The sequence below is a fragment of the Actinoplanes sp. NPDC026623 genome, from assembly GCF_040638275.1.
In the GTDB taxonomy this organism is placed as follows: Bacteria; Actinomycetota; Actinomycetes; order Mycobacteriales; family Micromonosporaceae; genus Actinoplanes.
In genome coordinates this window covers 38,194-52,971 of sequence record NZ_JBEZXZ010000004.1, presented here as the reverse complement: position 1 = coordinate 52,971, position 14,778 = coordinate 38,194, and the positions used below count along the sequence as shown (strand labels likewise).

The 14,778-nt window shown below is 71.2% G+C and carries 19 protein-coding genes; 10 read left to right on the top strand and 9 right to left on the bottom strand.

Annotated elements, in window-relative coordinates:
* Positions 1-9: 9 nt before the first annotated feature.
* Positions 10-132, bottom strand: coding sequence for a hypothetical protein (locus AB0F10_RS02175; RefSeq protein ID WP_360619967.1), 123 nt, complete (start codon positions 130-132; stop codon positions 10-12).
* 181 nt (positions 133-313) lie between these two features.
* On the opposite strand from AB0F10_RS02175, the gene AB0F10_RS02170 reads away from it, so the two are divergent.
* The gene (locus AB0F10_RS02170; RefSeq protein ID WP_360619966.1) at positions 314-667 is read left to right on the top strand and encodes a hypothetical protein; all 354 of its coding nucleotides are present in this window, start codon (positions 314-316) and stop codon (positions 665-667) included.
* 9 nt (positions 668-676) lie between these two features.
* On the opposite strand, the gene AB0F10_RS02165 is transcribed toward AB0F10_RS02170, so the two are convergent.
* From AB0F10_RS02165 to AB0F10_RS02145, 5 genes are all read right to left on the bottom strand, one after another.
* Complete coding sequence (locus tag AB0F10_RS02165; protein WP_360619965.1) at positions 677-1,036, bottom strand: hypothetical protein; 360 nt, start codon at positions 1,034-1,036, stop codon at positions 677-679.
* Positions 1,037-1,254: 218 nt separating this feature from the next.
* Complete coding sequence (locus AB0F10_RS02160) at positions 1,255-2,244, bottom strand: SDR family oxidoreductase (protein ID WP_360619964.1); 990 nt, start codon at positions 2,242-2,244, stop codon at positions 1,255-1,257.
* A gap of 620 nt (positions 2,245-2,864) precedes the next feature.
* Positions 2,865-3,257 carry a hypothetical protein gene (locus tag AB0F10_RS02155; RefSeq protein WP_360619963.1) on the bottom strand — a complete coding sequence of 131 codons (393 nt, stop codon included), beginning with the start codon at positions 3,255-3,257 and terminating at the stop codon, positions 2,865-2,867.
* Between the two features lie 11 nt (positions 3,258-3,268).
* The gene (locus AB0F10_RS02150; protein WP_360619962.1) at positions 3,269-4,804 is read right to left on the bottom strand and encodes a sigma-70 family RNA polymerase sigma factor; all 1,536 of its coding nucleotides are present in this window, start codon (positions 4,802-4,804) and stop codon (positions 3,269-3,271) included.
* A gap of 266 nt (positions 4,805-5,070) precedes the next feature.
* On the bottom strand, positions 5,071-5,271 hold the full coding sequence (locus tag AB0F10_RS02145) for a hypothetical protein (RefSeq protein WP_360619961.1): 201 nt from the start codon (positions 5,269-5,271) through the stop codon (positions 5,071-5,073).
* A gap of 167 nt (positions 5,272-5,438) precedes the next feature.
* Between AB0F10_RS02145 and AB0F10_RS02140 the strand changes: the two genes are divergently transcribed.
* Positions 5,439-7,073 (top strand): ANTAR domain-containing protein, encoded by a 1,635-nt coding sequence (locus AB0F10_RS02140; RefSeq protein ID WP_360619960.1) that lies wholly within the window; start codon positions 5,439-5,441, stop codon positions 7,071-7,073.
* Here the strand turns inward: AB0F10_RS02140 and AB0F10_RS02135 are convergent.
* From AB0F10_RS02135 to AB0F10_RS02125, 3 genes are all read right to left on the bottom strand, one after another.
* Complete coding sequence (locus tag AB0F10_RS02135) at positions 7,051-7,371, bottom strand: BON domain-containing protein (RefSeq protein WP_360619959.1); 321 nt, start codon at positions 7,369-7,371, stop codon at positions 7,051-7,053. The genes AB0F10_RS02140 and AB0F10_RS02135 overlap by 23 nt on opposite strands.
* Before the next feature lie 109 nt (positions 7,372-7,480).
* A complete protein-coding gene (locus tag AB0F10_RS02130) occupies positions 7,481-8,056 on the bottom strand; it encodes a GerMN domain-containing protein (protein WP_360619958.1) in 576 nt (191 codons plus the stop codon).
* Positions 8,053-9,390 carry a HAMP domain-containing sensor histidine kinase gene (locus tag AB0F10_RS02125; protein ID WP_360619957.1) on the bottom strand — a complete coding sequence of 446 codons (1,338 nt, stop codon included), beginning with the start codon at positions 9,388-9,390 and terminating at the stop codon, positions 8,053-8,055. Before AB0F10_RS02125 ends, AB0F10_RS02130 begins: the two co-directional genes overlap by 4 nt.
* A 215-nt stretch (positions 9,391-9,605) precedes the next feature.
* Between AB0F10_RS02125 and AB0F10_RS02120 the strand changes: the two genes are divergently transcribed.
* The 8 genes from AB0F10_RS02120 to AB0F10_RS02085 all read left to right on the top strand — a co-directional run bounded on the left by AB0F10_RS02120 (position 9,606) and on the right by AB0F10_RS02085 (position 14,665).
* The gene (locus AB0F10_RS02120; protein ID WP_360619956.1) at positions 9,606-9,905 is read left to right on the top strand and encodes a GlsB/YeaQ/YmgE family stress response membrane protein; all 300 of its coding nucleotides are present in this window, start codon (positions 9,606-9,608) and stop codon (positions 9,903-9,905) included.
* Positions 9,902-10,492, top strand: coding sequence for an STAS domain-containing protein (locus AB0F10_RS02115; RefSeq protein ID WP_360619955.1), 591 nt, complete (start codon positions 9,902-9,904; stop codon positions 10,490-10,492). Before AB0F10_RS02120 ends, AB0F10_RS02115 begins: the two co-directional genes overlap by 4 nt.
* A gap of 65 nt (positions 10,493-10,557) precedes the next feature.
* Positions 10,558-11,235, top strand: coding sequence for a DUF4396 domain-containing protein (locus AB0F10_RS02110; protein ID WP_360619954.1), 678 nt, complete (start codon positions 10,558-10,560; stop codon positions 11,233-11,235).
* 1 nt (position 11,236) lies between these two features.
* Complete coding sequence (locus tag AB0F10_RS02105) at positions 11,237-11,398, top strand: hypothetical protein (RefSeq protein ID WP_360619953.1); 162 nt, start codon at positions 11,237-11,239, stop codon at positions 11,396-11,398.
* Complete coding sequence (locus tag AB0F10_RS02100; protein ID WP_360619952.1) at positions 11,395-12,492, top strand: AI-2E family transporter; 1,098 nt, start codon at positions 11,395-11,397, stop codon at positions 12,490-12,492. Before AB0F10_RS02105 ends, AB0F10_RS02100 begins: the two co-directional genes overlap by 4 nt.
* Before the next feature lie 181 nt (positions 12,493-12,673).
* Positions 12,674-13,150 carry a copper chaperone PCu(A)C gene (locus AB0F10_RS02095; RefSeq protein ID WP_360619951.1) on the top strand — a complete coding sequence of 159 codons (477 nt, stop codon included), beginning with the start codon at positions 12,674-12,676 and terminating at the stop codon, positions 13,148-13,150.
* A gap of 122 nt (positions 13,151-13,272) precedes the next feature.
* A complete protein-coding gene (locus AB0F10_RS02090) occupies positions 13,273-13,716 on the top strand; it encodes a hypothetical protein (protein WP_360619950.1) in 444 nt (147 codons plus the stop codon).
* A 355-nt stretch (positions 13,717-14,071) separates the two neighbouring features.
* A complete protein-coding gene (locus AB0F10_RS02085; protein WP_360619949.1) occupies positions 14,072-14,665 on the top strand; it encodes an iron transporter in 594 nt (197 codons plus the stop codon).
* Positions 14,666-14,778 lie beyond the last annotated feature (113 nt).

Here is a 14,778-nt window from a genome sequence, read left to right as displayed (position 1 = left end):
GGCCGCCGGTTAGCTAGATACGGACGGCACGGTGGTGCCGCCGCTCGCCGACGGGGTGTCCCCGCTGTCGTCGCTGCACGCTGCGACACCGGTCAGCAGGACCGCTGCGAGTACAAGCCTGTGCACGTTCATGGTGGTCACCCTCTTCGGAGCCATTCGATGGAAAGCTGTCGTCGATGCCCCGGTACATCCGCCGGGTCCGTGACGGCTGTATGACGAATAGTTGACCGTTCACCGGCCCGGGCCGGCGTTTCCGCCGTCTGCCCCTCGGGTAGGCGCGCGGCACAAGCCCGAATAACAACCGGGAGGGACGATGTTCAGGGTCGAAACCCGCCGCGACGACCCGAGCCGGTGGCGACTCATCGTCCGGACCCCGTCCGGGGCGGACGTGCTGGCCCACGAAGCCACTGGACCGGACCGTCCGCCCTGGCCGGAGGCGGTCGCGCAGGTGCGGGAGGGATCCGGCGAGCTGGAGGTCACCCGCGACGCGCGCATGCACTTCCGCTGGCTCCTGCATGCTGCGGACGGGTCCGTTGTGGCCGAGTCGCCCGCCGTGCACCGTGACGCCGAGGTCTGCCGGCTCAGCTACGCCAACGCCCGGCGCGCCGCGAGTACGGTGCTCGGACGGCTGCGGCCGACGATCTCCGGTCCCCGCTCCGGCAGCTGACCGCACGCCTCACTTGCCGCTCCGGCTCTCCCGACGGCACTGCTCGGCGAGGCGGTCGACGTCGTTCTGCGCCTGCTGAAGTTCGTTCAGGATCGGCTGCAGCCGTGCGGTGTGCAATCTGCGCAGCGCTCCGGCGGCCTCGTCGCCGCTCGCCAGTGCGCACGGGCCCGCTCCAGACCTTGGTGCAGCTGGCCGGGACGGTGATCTGACCTGCGCTGGGCGCGACGCCGACCGGGATGTCACGCGCGGGCCCCGGGGTTCGGCGTCCGGGCCCGGCCGGATCAGGGCGAAGACGGCGGCACCCAGCACGACGCCGGCGAGGAAGGTCAGAACGGCACGAGCCACCCGGGCACGCGCTGGCGCCGTCATACCACCCACCTCCCGGACCGGGACCACCGCGGCGGTCACGCTCGCGGCCACCGCGACTCTGCTGGCCGTGGTGCCGCTGCGCCCGTTCCGGGAAACGCTTTTGCGATGTCGCTCGGCGTGCTGATCGACGCGGTTCTCGTCCGGTCCTGCTGATGCCGACGATGCTGGCGCTGCTCGGCCGGGCCAGCGGTGGCCCAGCCGGCTGCGCTGACGCGGGGTCAGCGGCGCCGGGCGAGGCCGAGGCCGGCGAGGGCCGCGGCAGCCGCGCCGACGAGCACCGGCCGGTGCATCGACATCCATGACCACATGTCGCGCGACTTCGCCTTGGCGTCGAACATGCCGTGCGCGCCCCGATCCGCTTCGTCGTCGCGCGGTTCGAAGACGTTGCTCCCGTACCGGGGGCCCTGCGCCGCCGTGAGCTGGCCGCCCACCGTCTTGCGGGCCATGTACCAGTCCAGGAACCACGGCGCGACCCGGTTGCCGAGGATCGTGTACGCCGTCGAGATCCCGACCCACATGTTCCGCCTCGGGTGCTCGGCCAGGAAACGGACCGCTCGCGCGGCGATCTCCGGCTGGAACACCGGCGGTACGGGCTGCGGATGCTCGTCGAAACCCGTCGCGTTCCACTCAAACTGAACGGTGTTAACGCCGGGAAGCTGCACCATGCAGACCTTGACCGCGCTGCCGCAGTGCCTCAACTCGGTGATCACGCTCTCCGTGAACCCCTTGACCGCGTGCTTCGCCCCGCAATACGCCGCCTGCAGCGGGATGCCGCGGAACCCGAGCGCGCTGCCCACCTGCACAATGACCCCGCCGTCACGGGCACGCATGTGTTCCAGCGCCACCCGCGTGCCGTTCACCTGACCGAAGTACGTGACCTCGGTGATCCGCCGGTACTCCTCGTCGGGGATCTCCCAGAAGTACCGCAGGTCTCCGGCGAACGCGTCGTTCACCCACAGGTCGATCGGCCCGAGCTCGCGCTCGACCGCGGCCGCCGCCGACCGGACCTGGGCGAGATCGGCCACATCGGTCGGCACGGCCAGGCCGCGGCCACCCGCGGCCTCGACGTCCTTGACGGCGCCCTCGAGCCCGGCGTGGCCCCGGGCGAGCACCGCGACGTCCCACCCGTGCCCGGCCAGCTCTCGGACGACGGCGCGGCCCACCCCCGCGGAGCCGCCGGTCACCACAGCTGTTCGACGCTCAGTCACTTCGTCCCTCCCGAATGAGCTGTTCGCGGACGACGACGCGCGTACCCAGCCGCAGCCACCGCGACGCGGCTCCGGCCGTTTCCGGATCGAGCCCCGTGGTACGGCCCCGCGGCCGGAAACGCTCCGACGAAAGAGGAGTGGATGCGCGCGTGTCCTGGCTGACCGGTACCGGCTCGTCAGGCCGATCGGCGAGGGTGGCATGGCCGCCGTGTGGCTGGCCGATGACCTCGTCCTGGACCGTACGGTGGCCGTCAAGCTGCTCTCCCCCGGCCTCACGACCGACGACGTGCCGGGCGACCTGATCTGCCGGGAGGCACGGGCCGTCACCATGTCCGTCTCCGGCACCGTCGACGCGCACAGCGACGAGGTGACGGACGGCTTCGCCATCGACGGCGTGGCGTGCGCCTGCGCGGTCACCCGCGTGCGAGCGTCGACAACCCCGCAGAAGGTACGGCCGGCCCCGACGGCACCTACCGGTTCCTCCCACGACGGCGCGCACACGCTCCGCCCCGCCCTCGCCCACCGCCACCGGGCCCACCACTCCGGCCTCCCCGACGAACCAGGCGCCGGAGCCCGATCAGTCTGCCGGATCCGCGTCCCCGGCGCATCGGCCGACGACGTCAGCCACGACCGCCACGCCGAGCCGGTCCACCGGCGCCACCGTTCCGGAGGCTCCGCCGACCACACGTCCGGAGCCCATCGGACAGCAGCCGCCGTACGAGGTCGTCACTGCGGCCGGGCGTGAGTCCGAGGGTGACCCGGACGACCAACCGGCCGCCCTCGTCCACGCCAGCCTCGTCGGCGAGGCCGGTCAGCGCGATGAGCAGGGGGACGACGGCCAGGCAGAGCAGCAGCGCCAGGGCGCGGGCGTGGCTGAAGGCGTCGCCGTACCAGAAGCGCAGGACGCTCTGCCGCAGCAGCGTCACCACCCCGTGCTGCCGCACGATCTCACGCAGGGACGGCTCGGACTGCACCGTGGGCGGTGCCGACGGGACCGGACGAACGCTGCTCATCGCGAACCTCGTCATCGGAAGGCTGAACAAGGCAGGGAGTGGCCCGCGGGCGCCCCGTGCGGCGCGAGCGGAGGCGGGCGAGCCCGGCCGAGGCGGCCTCGTCGGTGCGGGGGCCGTGGCGCGGATGCCGCTCCGGCGGGGGCCACCAGGGGTTGTCGCCGTCGCGGCATCTCGGCGGGCGGCGGAGTTTGCGCGACAACGGCGAGCGCGTGCCGACGCTGATGCACCGGCACGGCGGCGAGGCGAGGCACTCCGGTGAACTCCGGCGTGGCGGCCGGCCGCCGGGAGGTTCTCGGGCACCGCCGCGGACCGGTGGGCGGCTTCCCGCGCCCAGCGCCCGCGGCAACGCGCGGCGGTGCTGACGCAGCAGCTGGCGCGGGAACCGGCCCGGTTCCCGTTTCGGCATCGGGGCGGCGTGGGGCGGCGATACGCCGGCACGGCATGAAGCGGGTGACGCCGGTGCGCTGCAGCAGCGCCAGCAGATCGGCGGCGATGTTCACCACGCAGACCCGCGCCCCCACGTGCCCGGCGGCGCTGTACGCCGCCATCAGCGCCCGTGCGACGGCGACGTTCGGCTGCGTGAGGCGGCGCAGGTCCACCACGAGCGTACGGGGACGCCGGCTCACCAGAGTGTCCACCAGCGCATCCCGCAGCTCACCGGCCACCGGAGCGGCACATCCCACCACCGTGGCGACCAGGCAGCCCGCCTGCGCCTCGTACGTGTGCACCCGCACGTCCGCCCTCGCGGCTTCCGGCGTCGCCGGGGTGAGGCGGGACCGCAAGCGGGTGAGCGCCTGGTTGAGCAGGCGGGAGACGCTCATCTGGGAGGTGTGCAGCTCGGCGGCGATCTCGTCCTGGGTGCGGTTGTCGAAGAAGTAGCGGCTCACGGCGTACCGGGCGCGTTCCGGGAGGCTGCGGAGAGCGGGTTCCAGGAGAACGCGGTCGGCGGCCGAATCCAGGCCGGCGTCCACAGCGCCGAGCAGTTCCTGCTGCTCACAGGGATCATCGGCCGAGCCGACGGGCCGGTTCAGGGAGTCGGCCCGGTACGCCGATGCGACGGCGGACGCGGCTCGGACGTCCGCCTCCGTCGCGCCGACCACCTCGGCGATCTGCGCGGCGGTCGGTTCGTGATGCAGCTGTTGCAGCAGCTCCGTCCGGGCACGAGCGACGTCCAGGCACAGTTCCTGCAGCCGCCGGGGAACGTGCACGCTCCAGGTCCGGTCACGGAAGTGCCGCTTCAGCTCGCCGAGGATCGTCGGGTACGCGTACCCCGCGAAGCTGGTGCCCCGGTCGGCGTCGAACCCGTCGACCGCTTTCACCAGAGCGAGGGCCGCGACCTGCACGAGGTCCTCGATCGGCTCGCCGCGATCGGCGTAGCCATACGCCAGGTGGCGGGCGAGCGGCAACTCCCGGCAGATGGCCTCCTGCCGCAGCCGTTCTCGCTGTGCCGGTGGGCAGCCTGGGTCACGCATCGAGCGGATCACGTCGACGGTGGCCCGGTCGCGCCCGGCCAGATCAGTGCGGGTCGGGACGGCGATCGAGGACATGGCGCCTCCTCCAGGAAGTCACACGAGACGTCCACCCGGCACCCGGGCATGGGTGCGGCGAGGGACCTGGCATCGAAGCGACGGCGCGGATAACACCGCGGCCGGCTCATGGCTCCGATGCCGCAAAGGTGGGCCGGTACGGCCCGGGTGCCCGGGCTTGACACCGGCGGCAGGAGCTTCGGTTCTGGGGATAACCACGGCCCGGCCCTGGAAACCCGGGACGCCTCTTCGTCACGAAGCTGTCATGAGTCCGTGTCGCGACGGCCTCAGCGGACGGCGGACGCTCGTACGGTGGCCGTCCGGCGACCCGCCATGACGACGACCCTCTCGCCCTCGAACGGCGCGTAGGCCTGTCGTTCGGCAAGGTCGTACTGCCCCCGGTAGGCCTGATAGGTGAACACCTGGACGTTGCCGTCGAGGGTGAGCGTCTGACCCTTGGCGAGCCGGGGGCGTTCCGGTCGGTGCACCGAGTTCCCGTTCAGCCCGTCCGGACACGGCCACATCGGTATTTTCCGGACGTATTGCATCCCCGGCACCGCGACACCGGCGGCGGTACGCTTCGTCGGGGTACGCCCCGCGACGAGGCGGACATTGCTCACAAGGTCGACGTCAGGGTGGAGATGAGGGGGCCCACATGCAGCGCCGCGCCGCTGGCAGGCACGCGGAAACGGATGTCGAACGTCTGACGGCCACGATCCAGCGCCTGCAGGCAGAGGTGGAGGGCCTCCGGCGTTCCCAGCGGCACCGGGCCGTCATCGAGCAGGCCAAGGGCCTGCTCGGGGGCCGGCTGGGCTGCACGCCCGACGAGGCCTTCAGCCACCTGTCCCAGATCTCGCAGCGCAGCAACATGAAGGTGGCCGAGGTGGCCGCCGGCCTGTTGGGCATCGCCGCACCCATCCCGGAACCGGCGTCCGGACGCCCCGGCGGTGACGGATTTGTCCCGGAGCGCTACGTGACGCCGCCCCGCGACAGCGCACGACTCCCGGGCGAGGCAGGCCCTCCCGTGGTCTCCCTGCTCCCCGAGGTGGCCACTGCCCGGTACCACCTCGCCTGTGCGGCCCTGTCCGCGGCCGGCAACCCGTCCGAGCTGGCAGAGGCCGCCTGGTCAGAGGGTCTGCGCCACATCGGCGTCACGGCTGTGCTGCTGGCTGTCCTGGAGCCCGACGGCGCCGTCCGCCTCGTCGCCACCCACGGCCTGCCCAAGGGCCTGGCGAGCGCCTGGCAGCGCGTGCCGGGAACGCTCAAAGTGGCGTTCCTGAGCGCCGTGGTCAACGGCCGCCCGCTGTGGATCGGCAGGAAGGAGGCCGCCGAGCTCGGTTACGAGTTGCTCGGCGAGGGCGAGCTGCGGGCCTGCATCCCGTTGCGTGACCGGGAACGCACCTTCGGCGTCGCCTCGATCATCTGGGAGGAGGGCAAACTGCCGGAACCGGGCACCCGGGCCTACGTCAGCGCGGTCGCCGAGGCCTGCGGCCGGCGGCTGTCCCAGCTGTTGTGGGACGACTGCGGCGCGCCGGTCGCCTCACCCGCCGCTCACTGGGTGGAAGCGGTCCTGGAGACCTTGCCCGGTTCCTTCGCCCTGCTCGCGCCGGTGCGCGACGGCAGCGGGGAGATCGTCGACTTCCGGTTCGACCGGTGCAGCCCGGCGGCCATCGACGCCAGCGGGCGTCGCGCCGACGAGTTCTGCGGACGGCGGATGCTCGACGTCTACCCGCACGTGGCCGGCGTCGGCATCTTCGACGGATACGTGCATGCGCTGTGCAGCGGTGAGCCGTTCCAGCTTCCACCGACGCCCATGTCGGTGCTGACCGCCGAGGGTGAAGGGCTGACGGTGGTGAGTATGCGCGCCGCCCGGTTCGGTGACGGGCTGCTCGTGCACTGGCAGTTCCACGACGCCGAACGACAGTTGGCGTCCCGTCTGGAGCGGCTGCAGCGGGTGACCGGTGCGGGCTGGGCCGAGTGGGATCTGATGCGAGGCCGGGCCGACTGGTCGACGGACGCCTACCGGATCCTGCAGCGCGACCCCAGCCGGGGTCCGATCAAACTCGTGTCACTCCCCCGCTACGTGGCCACTGAGGACTCCGCCGCGCTGACCACCGCCATCCAGCGCCTGACCGGCGCACAGCAGCCATTCGACCTCACCCTACGGCTGCATCGCGGCGGCACGCCGTCGGTGATCCGCCTGGTCGCCGATCCCGTGGTGGCGCCCTCCGGCCGGGTGGTGAGGGTGCACGCGGCCATCCACCTGATCAGCGGCGGCGGTGCTTCTTGACGGTGAGGGCGTTGCACACGTCCCGCACACCGGGGACCGACCACGCCCGCACCACGGCCGCGGAACGGCTGGCCTCGGTGTCGGCCACGCCGTCCAGGATCACCACGCCGTTCTGCACGCTCAGGTCGAACTGTCCGCCCGTCACCGCGGCGTCGTCGAAGAACGCCTCGGCCACCGCCCGGGCCAAGCGCTTCTGCGGGTCGGTGACATCACGCCCACCGTCCGGTTCGCCGGCCGGCCGCGAGCGTCCGAGGTAGGACTGGCCGTTGTACCAATCGGGGTACCACCAGTAAGACATGGCGTTCTCCTGCCGTGGCGACTCGTCGTCATCAGCCACAGTTGCCGCACGGCATGGCAACAGACCCCCGACGGCATGACAGTTCGATGACCGTACGGCGGGCCCCGAATCACGCCGGCGCGATCAGACTCGCGTAATCACCGGCACCCAACGGGCCCCGGGACAGCGAGCCGTCGCCACGAGGCACCTGCAGGACCTTGCCGTCACGGGTGAACACCACGGAATTGACGTCCACCCGCGACGTCAGCGTGCAGACGATCTGTCCGTAGGCCATCATCTCGTCGCTGCGCGCGTTGCCCTCGTCGGTCTTGGCGACCTCCACGCGCGCCTGCGTGCTGCCGGCCGGCACATCGACCCGAACCGACGTCGTGGCCAGGGCCGTCGTGAGGCCGTTGGCGCGCTCGGCCTCGGTAGGTCCGGCCGCGAGGCTCTCCAGCTGGCGCTGCACGGTGGGGGAGGCCCCGACCCGGCGGACCGCCTGCACGAGGCGAGCGTCGCGGACGAGGCAGAGCACCTCCACCACATCGCCCGGCGGCTCGATGCCGGCGGCCGTCGCCGTGGGGCTGGTCAACGGGCGTCTCGGGAGGTCGGCCTGGCGCGGCTCGTCCTCGGCCGGCAGGCCGCAGGCGGCCCCGAGCAGGCAGGTGGCCAGACCGACGGCGAGCCGCCCGATGCGGGTCATCATGGGAACTCCATCCGGAACCGGGCGCCGCCGCCGGGGCGGTCGCCAACGCTCACGACGCCGCCGTGGGCGGCGGCGTGCTGCGCCACGATGGATAGGCCGAGTCCGGTGCCGTCGCCGTCGCCGCGGGCGTTCGCCGCCGAGCCGCGGACGAACCGGTCGAAAATCACCGTACGGTTCTCCTCTGCCACACCCGGCCCGGCGTCGTCGACTTCGATGACATGGCGGTCGCCGGCGCAGCCCAGACGCACCGCGACCGGTCCCCCGCCGTAGCGCACCGCGTTGTCCACAAGATTCCCAAGCGCCTGCTCGATCCGGCGCCGGTCCACCGTCCAGACTTCAGGCGTCCTGGGATCCGCCTCCACCAGGTCCTCGGACAGGCCGCGGCTGCGGCAGACACGCGTGACGAGCGCGCGCATGTCGCTCGGCTCCCGGTGGGCCGGCTGGTCGCTGCGGGCAAGCTCGAGCAGGTCGTCGACGAGGTCCTGGAAGCGGCTGATCTCCTCCGTGATGAGGCCGATGGCCGCAGCTGCCTTCGGGTCCAGGCCGTTCCGGCGCCGGTCGACGACGCTCGCGGCGGCGGAGAGGGTCTGCAGGGGTGAGCGCAGCTCGTGGCTGACGTCCGCGGCGAACCGGCGATCGCGTTGCAGGCGCCGGGACAGCTCATCGGCCATGTGGTTGAACGAGATCGACAGCTGCGCCAGGTCCGGTTCGGTGTCCGGGTCCAGGCGCGTGTCCAGGTCACCCTCGGCGATGTTCCCGGCGGCAGCGGCCACGGCCGTCAACGGACGCAGCGCGTGGCGGGTGACGTAGAAGCCGAGGGCCGCACCGCCACCAGCCACCATGATCGCCACCGCGGTCAACACGAGCGCGAGAAGCTTCAGGGTGCGCTCCAGCTCGGTGAGCGCCACCACCTCGTAGAAGACGCCCGATGAGAGGGGGATCCCGACAACCAGCGCCGGCTGCCCGTCCTCGACGGTGCGCTGCAATCCGGCTTCACCGTGTCCGGTCATGCCCTGCAGCGCCCGCGGCACGGCGGCACCCGCGGAGGGACCGGCGCCGCGCGAGTACCACTGGCCGTCGCGATGCAGCAGGACGTACCGATCCCCGCCCGTGTCCAGGGACCGCAGGACCTCGCCCACGTCGGAGGATCGGCTGGGCAGCCCCGCGTCGACGACGGCCGCGTCGAAGTACGTCGTGCGTACGGCAGTCCGTTCACGCTCGTGGATCAACGTGCTGCGGGCCAGCTCATACGAGACCATGGAGACGCAGGCCGACAGCAGCAGCGCACCGATGGCGAAGGCGGCGCTGACGCGTGTCCGCAGCCCGACCTTCATCGGCTCGGCTCGGCGCTCAGGCCGCCCTCGTCCTCGACCAGCAGCGCAGGACCCATACCCGCATGATGCCCCGAGCAGCCGCGGGCCACCTGCGCGGAGCCCCCCGCCGCCGCATTTGTCATCCGACTGTCATACCGCCGGGCACGTTTCGCCGCACCCGGCGGGCAGTCTCAAGCAACACCGGAAAGCAGCCGCGGCATCGAAGGACGACGCTCATGACCCCCAGCAGCCTGGTGACCGCCCTCGTGGTCGGGCTGGTCCTCGGCCTCAGCGCCCGATGGATCGTGCCGACCCAGCGCGACGTCCCCTTCTGGGTACCGCTCGCCGTCGCCATCGGCGCCGCGATGTTCGGCACCGTCGTGGGCAGGTTCGCCGGCTTCGGCACCGACGGATTGACCGCCACGGAGGTGATCCTCCAGGTGATCTTCGCCGCCACGGCGGTGGTCCTGGTCGCCATCACGGCGGATCGGCGGCCGCAGGGCTCCCGGTACCCCGGCGCGGACCGGCCGCGATGACCGTCGTCCCCGCGGGTGACGGGACTGCGGCCCTCATCTGCGACACGTGCGGCAGCGACGACAGTGCCATCGACACCACCCGGGACGGCGACCTGGTGTGGCCGGTCGTCATCGCCCTCGGCTGGACCGGATCGGCGTTCTCGACCGGGCCGCATCGGTGCCCGCAGTGCAGCCGGACCTCCGCAACACCGCAGCAGTCGGCGGGCGAGAGCCGACCCGCCCACCACAGCGCGTCGTACAACATCCGCACTCACGACGACGTCGATGTCACAGCCATCACGCCGCTGGCCGATCTCGACGCCGCCCTGGCCGAACGGCTGCGCGACGACCTCATGCGGGCGGCCGCCCGGCATCGCCACGTGGTCGTCGATCTGCATGCGGCCCACTTCATCGACTCGGCAGCCCTGGGCCTGCTGGTCCGGGCCAGGCAGGAGGCCAAGCAGCACGGTGCAACGTTCGACCTGGTGGCGCCGTCGCGGTTCGTGCGCACGGTTCTGCACACCATGCGGCTGGACAGCGTCTTCCGCACGTTTCCGGATCTGCGTTCGGCGGTGAACGCGATGACTCCGGCGGCCCGGCACCGATGAGCGTGTAGGAGATCGGCATCCGGGTAGGGGCGCCCTCACTCCCGTCCCCTACCGGAGGAACAGCAATGCCGCCGACCTGGCTGACCGGCCTCGCCTGGATCGCCCTCGCGATCGGCGGGCTCTGTGCCGCAGCGATCCTGGCTGACATCTACCTGCAGGGCCACCGCCAGCGGATGGCGGTGATGGAAGCGGTGTGGCCGATCAACGCCCTTTACCTGGGCCCGCTGGCGGTCTGGATGTACGCCCGCTACGGCAGGCCACAGAGCAAGGACGCGCAGGTTAACCCGCCCGACAAGCCACGATGGGCCACGACCACCGTCGGCGTCATGCACTGCGGGGCCGGGTGCACCCTCGGCGACATCGTCGCCGAGACCGGCATCTTCCTTCTCGGCATCACCGTCGCGGGCACGGCCATCTGGGCGGAGTTCATCGGCGACTACGTGCTCGCGCTCGCATTCGGCATCGTGTTCCAGTTCTTCGCCATCGTCCCGATGCGCGGCCTGTCCGTCCGCAAGGGTCTGCTGGAGGCCGCGAAGGCCGACGTGCTCTCCCTGACCGCCTTCGAGGTGGGCCTGTTCGCCTGGATGGCGCTCATGGCCTTCGTGTTCTTCCCCGATCCACACCTGCGCCCGGACTCAGCCGCGTACTGGTTCCTCATGCAGATCGGCATGGCCGCCGGGTTCCTCACCTCTTATCCGGTCAATTCCTGGCTGATTCGGCGCGGCATCAAGGAGGCGATGTGACGTGCGGATCCTCTTGATGATCCTTGCCGTGGCGGGAGCGGTGACTGCCGGCGTGGGGGTCACGTTCTCCATCAAGACCGCCATCCTGGTAGGCGCGGCCCTGCTGGTCATAGCGACGGTCATGAGCGCACTGGCGGGGCCGTGGATTCGGCGCGGGCGGTGACGGACCGGCGCGGTGGCCCGCCGCCGCCGGTCCTACCCGGCGGTTCGCGGTCGCCCAGCCGTCTGGTCCGGGCCGCCAGCACTGTTGCCGCCCTGCTCGTCCTCGCGCTGGGGGCTGCCGTGGTCGTCCGGATCTCGACCCGGCTGGCGCCCATGACCATGGCGATCATCGCTGCGCTGCTGCTGGCCGCGCTCATCGACCCCCTCACCGGACGGCTGACCCGGTGGCGGGTGCCGGCCTCATTGGCGGCGCTCATCAGCGTCCTCGCCCTGGTAGCCGCCCTGGCCGGGATGGGCTACCTGATCGGCAGGCGGGCCACGATGGAACTTGACGACCTGAGCGCCCAGGTCGTCGCCGGACTGGAACGACTGCGGCAGACCGCGGTGGACACCCTGCCGGGACTGGATGCACGTCGGCTCGACGACATCGTCACCAGCGTGGCCGCAGCGCTCCGCAAGAGCCTGCCGAGCCCGGTCGCCGGCGCCACCACCGCCGCGGAGTTCCTCGCCGCCGCCCTGCTGGCTGTGTTCCTGCTGTTTTTCTTCCTGCGCGACGGCGAAGCGATGTGGTGCTGGCTGGTACGTCACTTGCCGTCGCGGCAGACCGGCCGGATCGACCGGGCCGGCCGTACGGCCTGGCACACCCTCCAGTCGTACACCCACGGCACGGCTGCGGTCGCCGCCGTCGACGCGGTCGGCATCGGCGCGGTGCTCTTCGTCCTCCGAGTTCCTCTCGCGTTGTCCCTGACGGTCCTCACGTTCGTTTCGGCGTTCGTGCCGATTGTGGGTGCCACCGTGGCCGGAGCCGCCGCGGCTCTCGTCACGCTGGTGACCAACGGCGCCGGCGACGCCGTCGTCGTGGTCATCGCCGTCGTGGTGGTGCAGCAGCTCGAAGGCAACTTGCTGCAGCCCTTGGTGATGCGCCGCGCCATCCGGATCCATCCGGTCATCACGCTGCTCGCCGTCACCGCCGGCACACTGCTGGCCGGGGTCGCGGGAGCCCTCATCGCCGTCCCGCTGTGCGCTGTGGTTTACCACGCGGTGCTCGGTTACCGCGAGGACCAGGTCGGCGGAACCATCGACGGGCCGGGCTGAACTGCGGCGCAAGCTCCTATGGCATCGGACCGACCCGGGTACGCCTAGGGCCATGGCAATGAAGAGACGACCATGGGTAGCGTGCGCGGCAGTCGTGATGGTGGCCGCGATAGGTGGATGCGGCACGGACCTCCCGCGAACCATCCCCGGGGACCGGGAGCCGCCCTTTCAGGCAAGCGTGATGGGGGCCAACGCGCGCGTTGGCTCGATCCTGCTGCGCAGCGTTCACATCGAAGCACCGCCCGACGCGCGGTACCGGGTGGGTGACGACGCCCGCGTCTGGTTCACGGCGTTGAACCAAGGCACCTACCCGGATGTCCTCCGTTCCCTGACCAGCCCGTACGCCCGCACGGGGCAGGTGCGCTGGGACGACGACTGTGACGGGACGGCCACCGTGGTTCCAGCCCTCGTGCTGCGGCCGGCGAAGCCGAACCTCGCACAATCACCGCCCGGCGTTCCGCCGTTCGACGCCTACCACGCGCGCCTGGTCGGGTTGAACCGTGCGGTGCTGGCCGGAACGACCATCCCGGTCACGTTTACGTTCGACGACGCTGGGTCCGTCACGGTGGACGCCCTGGTTCAGCCGGGCAACGTGGTGCGTCCGGAACCCAGCAATCGCTGCCATGGCGGCGCCTCTGCGACCCCGTCTGCGGCCTGACAGTTCTCGGGTCATGCAACTGTCACAGTCACGTGCACCGTTTGCCGAAGACGGCGATTAGTGTGAACAGATCGCCCCCTTCGCCGCCGGCAACCGGACATCGATCGGCTGGGTGATCACGAATGACTTCATCGCGCAACGGGCTCACCACCACGCACTGGACCACCGCAGGCGTGATCTGCGCCTTCCTGCTCGTCCTGGTGGGCGGCTGCACGTCCGTGCGGCACCACGAGGACGACCCGCGGCCCAGGAGCACCGCACTGCTGAACACCATCGAGGTCAGCAACGTCGGTACACGGCTCATGATCACCGCCGGGGTCTCTACCGTGCTGACAAAACAGTCGTTCGTCATCCGCGATGCCGACCTGCCCGACCAGGGGCTGTTGATCCTCGGTGATGGGCCGGCCGGGCTGGAGCCGCCGAGCCTCGTGACCGTGTACGGCGTCATCGAACGCTTCACCTACAGCCGATTCTTCACCACGTACGACCTCGGCCCCGCGTCTGTGTACGAGCGGTACGAGGGCCACAAGTTCCTCGTGGCCGCGGACATCACCACATGGGCCTGAGAACCGCGGGCCGCCAGCGAGGTATCCGATCGCGCCCAAATGTGACGGTTTGAAGACCACTTTGCCGGGGTCGCTGTTCGGCCTTTATCTACGACCGACATGGCGGGCCGCAGCCGACGTCCCCACTGCCACAACAATGTCAAGGGGGACGCGCCGTCCGGGCAGACGCTTCGCGGCGTTCTGATCGATGTCGCCGTCATCCTGAGCGAACGCTTCGCGTCGTTCTGATCCGTGGTGCGAGAGTCGCCGCTCGAGCGGTGGCCGGCCCATCACTCGAGCGGCCCGCATGCTTTGCGGACGGTCCAGCGGGGTAGGGCGGCCGGACCCGAATCGCCACATGACAAGGAGAACCAGCATGACATCTGCACCCATGCGGCCGAGCAACGAGGCCACCGCCGAGCAGCTGGACGTGGCGCGCCGCGAGGGGGACGCGTACGGCAAGGCGCTGCGGGCCATGGCGGCGGAAGACGGCGCCGCCACCGCCGGCGCCGGCGATTACGTGGTCGCCTTCGTCAATGAGGAGGCCGAGGGAATGTACGCGCCGCAGGACGGCCACCTGATCTGGCGCGAGGCTGCCGAAGACGCCAACGTGCACCTCGAGGTGGCGGTGGCCGATGCCGGCGACGGCCGCTTCGTGCCCGGCCTGTCGGTGCGGGTGGAGATGCTGCACGACGGCAGTCCCCTGCTCTCGGCCGACCTGCCGTTCCTTTGGCATCCCTTCCTGCACCACTACGGCTGCAACGCTCAACTCCCCGGCACCGGGCCGTACGACGTGACGGTGCACATTGACCCGCCGACCTACATGCGGCACGACCCGGTCAACGGCGCCCGGTACGCCGATCCGGTGGAGGTCCACTTTGACAAGGTCACGTTCAGTAACGGGCGCAAGCCCAGCCCCGGCGCGCAGCCTCGAGGAGCCGACGCCCCGACGGCGCGATACGACGGTTGACCGGCGACGCCGCGATGCCCGCTGCAGAGCCCGCTGGACGACGACACCGTGAGAAGACCCGACGACTCGACGCCCCTTTTCGCCGACGTGCACACCCACCAGGCGGGTGTGGC